Source organism: Spirosoma luteolum, from assembly GCF_054778875.1.
This window is the reverse complement of the sequence record NZ_BAAGZE010000014.1, coordinates 1-2,636: the sequence shown is the minus strand read 5'-3', so window position 1 is coordinate 2,636 and position 2,636 is coordinate 1. Positions and strand designations below refer to the sequence as shown.

Below are 2,636 nucleotides of genomic sequence, written 5' to 3'. Positions count from 1 at the left end.
CTCGGCGATGAGTCCGGCGTACAAACGCAGGTTGGCCGCCGCCTCGATGCGGGCCGACTGGTTGACCGACACCGGCTCTTGCACGTTGACTTCGGGGCTACACGCGCTCATCAACAGCCCAGTTAAAATACTAGAAAGAAAAAAGCCCGCTTTCGTTTTAGAATTAGCGTTCATACAATAGACATGTTGCAACGTTGATAATCAGTTAATTAATTAAGATAAAATTCCACAAGCCAGCACAAATTGATAACGATAACTCGTAGAGACTGGCCTTGTGTGTGCGTAGTTGATCGCTTAAATAGCGGTAGCGTTTCATACCGCCAATGGCGTGTTCAATTCGTATTCGTGTTGAACTCCTGGTTCGATTATCCGCCTTTTCTTCTGACGTCAATTGGCCACCTTTAGGCTTCTTCTTAGGCTGACTGACTGACAGACAGATATAGTCTGTAGCTATGCCCTGATAGCCCAGGTCTACCTCAATCGAGAGGTGAGAAAACCAAGGTTGGTCGGGCGGAAAACAGTATTTTAATTGCCGATAATCATGATGCTTACCTTGCCAGGCGTTGCTCACATAATGAATATAGCGGTCGCTGGTGCCCAGAATTAACGATTTGACGGTGTGGGCTTTTTTTTACCACTATACATACCTCGTTGATAATCGGCTGCCTGGGGCCGTTGGGTACGTTGCTCGGTGGCATCGATGAGTGAAGGGCCTTTGTCAATGAAATAAGCGTTAAAGCTTTCGGCATTGTCAAAATGTGTTTTGGGCAGGTGACCAGACTGATTCAGCGCTGTTTTAATGAGCATCAACCCCATATCCTGATTGCGCTTAGCTGTCGAGCCATCCATACCGGTAGTAAGGCCCAGTAAGTCTAAGGTAAGTCCTGATTTTAACCGGGCCGCCGGAGCGGGAGAATAGGGTAAACAGCAACAGGTCTTCATAAGTGTCGAGCATAGGCACATCGGGGCATTGCTGCTGGCGCTGTTGGATGCTTTGGCCATAAAGTTGTTGGTAGGCAGCAGGAAGTAAAGCTAGGAGTTTGGTGAACCGCTTCTGATCCAGCCCTATAGCTGCTCGCCATTGGCGGTCAGTGCGTAAGTCAGTCGTTGAGAACTTCATGATACAAAATTAACCCGTTGCAACAACTCTAATACCAAGTTTTGAAAGTGGGCATTTACACTACTGTTTTATTTCTTCGATTTAAAACGGACAATATCATACCCAACAGAGAAAGTCAGAAGATGAGTTTTCCGCTTGAATTCATAAGAACTACCCGAGAAATTGACAGGATTATGCATTGTCCCAAATGGAAAATCATAATTTATTTCAATGACTAATCGGTTCGCATGGTAGTTTACGCCCATTATTCCGCTAAGAACATATTTTTTGTGCGAGTCAAAAACATCGTCACCAATAAGGAATCGACCGTTATCCATAAAACTATATGATCTATCCTTATAGGAGTAAAATGTATTTATCACGCCTGCATTTACGCTCAAGCGAGGAAAAAGGAAATAGCCTACTTTAAGAGGTACATCAAGGCGGTACATATCAGCAGCTAAACTTTGGGATCCTATTCCGCTGTAATAGCTCCATAAAGGATTTTCCCGGTCTATATTTTGGTAGGTTACAAAAAACCGCGCCTGACTATACCTTAGCTCGGGTTGAACATATAGTCTTCCGTACTGAAAACGCCCGTACAACTGTGCCATTGGCTTGGTGCCCCTGTTGTAAGCGTCTACGGCAAATCCGCCAACCCTGTTGGAAAAATCATCTTCTGAAAAGCGGGTCAACGCTGCCTTAACGCCAATCATTACAGCTGTTTGAGCATAGACTGATACGCTCAGCAGCAGGAAAGCAATGGCAAGAACTTTACTTCTCATATACATCTGGGTTATTTAAGCCGGCGGCTATTAGCAGCCGCCGGCTTGGTAAAAAACTAATATCCGTTGGCGAAATTTTTGGGGATCACCTTCAAGGTATAATAGACGCCCGAATTACGCGTGTTACCGCCAAAACGAATCCCAACTCCTTCTAACGTCCCTCTACCTTCTACGTCACCGGCATTACCGGCGAAGAATATGCGCCGATTGAGTTCACGACTTTCCGTTAAATACTGATTAGTTGTTGTGTGCTTGACAGACCAAGAGAAGGGGGTAATTTCGAAACCGGTTTCGTCACCGGCAGTCAGCGAAATCTCATTTGCTTTGGTAACAACAGATCCATTGGTTTTAGCTAGAATTTTTATGCTACCACCAATTGTAATTTCCTTATTTACCCCTGAGTTAATGGTTTCGATGCCCATGTGCTGGTCGCGTTCTACCGCACTCCAGTTCTCGTCCCACACCGCATTGGGCCGGCGCCAAACGCCCTTCCGGCCGGCCCACCGGTCTATCGACAACGAAATAAAGGAGGTTTGCCCCTTGGCCGGATACTTATTATCGCCCAGATGAAAAAGAATCTGGTTGTCGCCGCCCCCAAATATGTCGCGGAAGTTGCTACCCGTTGTACGAATGTTCTCAATATGAACCTCGTTAACATCTGCCGTCCCGTTGGCGGGCCCCGGAACAAAACCTGGACCTAGATCCGAGGAACCCGTACTATAGTAGTAGCCAGGGTCGGTAGGGCTAAACGT

4 protein-coding genes are annotated in these 2,636 nt (G+C 46.4%); all 4 read right to left on the bottom strand.

Features of this window, described 5'->3' with window-relative positions; all coding sequences use genetic code 11:
* Nucleotides 1-205 precede the first annotated feature (205 nt).
* Entirely contained in the window at nt 206-571 is a 366-nt protein-coding gene (locus tag ACYVAC_RS16215; RefSeq protein WP_461098800.1) for a transposase family protein, read from the bottom strand.
* Nucleotides 572-603: 32 nt separating this feature from the next.
* Nucleotides 604-1,002 (bottom strand): hypothetical protein, encoded by a 399-nt coding sequence (locus tag ACYVAC_RS16210; RefSeq protein ID WP_461098799.1) that lies wholly within the window; start codon nt 1,000-1,002, stop codon nt 604-606.
* Nucleotides 1,003-1,188: 186 nt separating this feature from the next.
* Nucleotides 1,189-1,884, bottom strand: a complete 696-nt coding sequence (locus ACYVAC_RS16205) for a hypothetical protein (protein WP_461098798.1) — start codon at nt 1,882-1,884, stop codon at nt 1,189-1,191.
* A 56-nt stretch (nt 1,885-1,940) separates the two neighbouring features.
* Nucleotides 1,941-2,636: hypothetical protein (locus ACYVAC_RS16200; RefSeq protein ID WP_461098797.1), on the bottom strand; the 696-nt coding region annotated here is incomplete at its 5' end.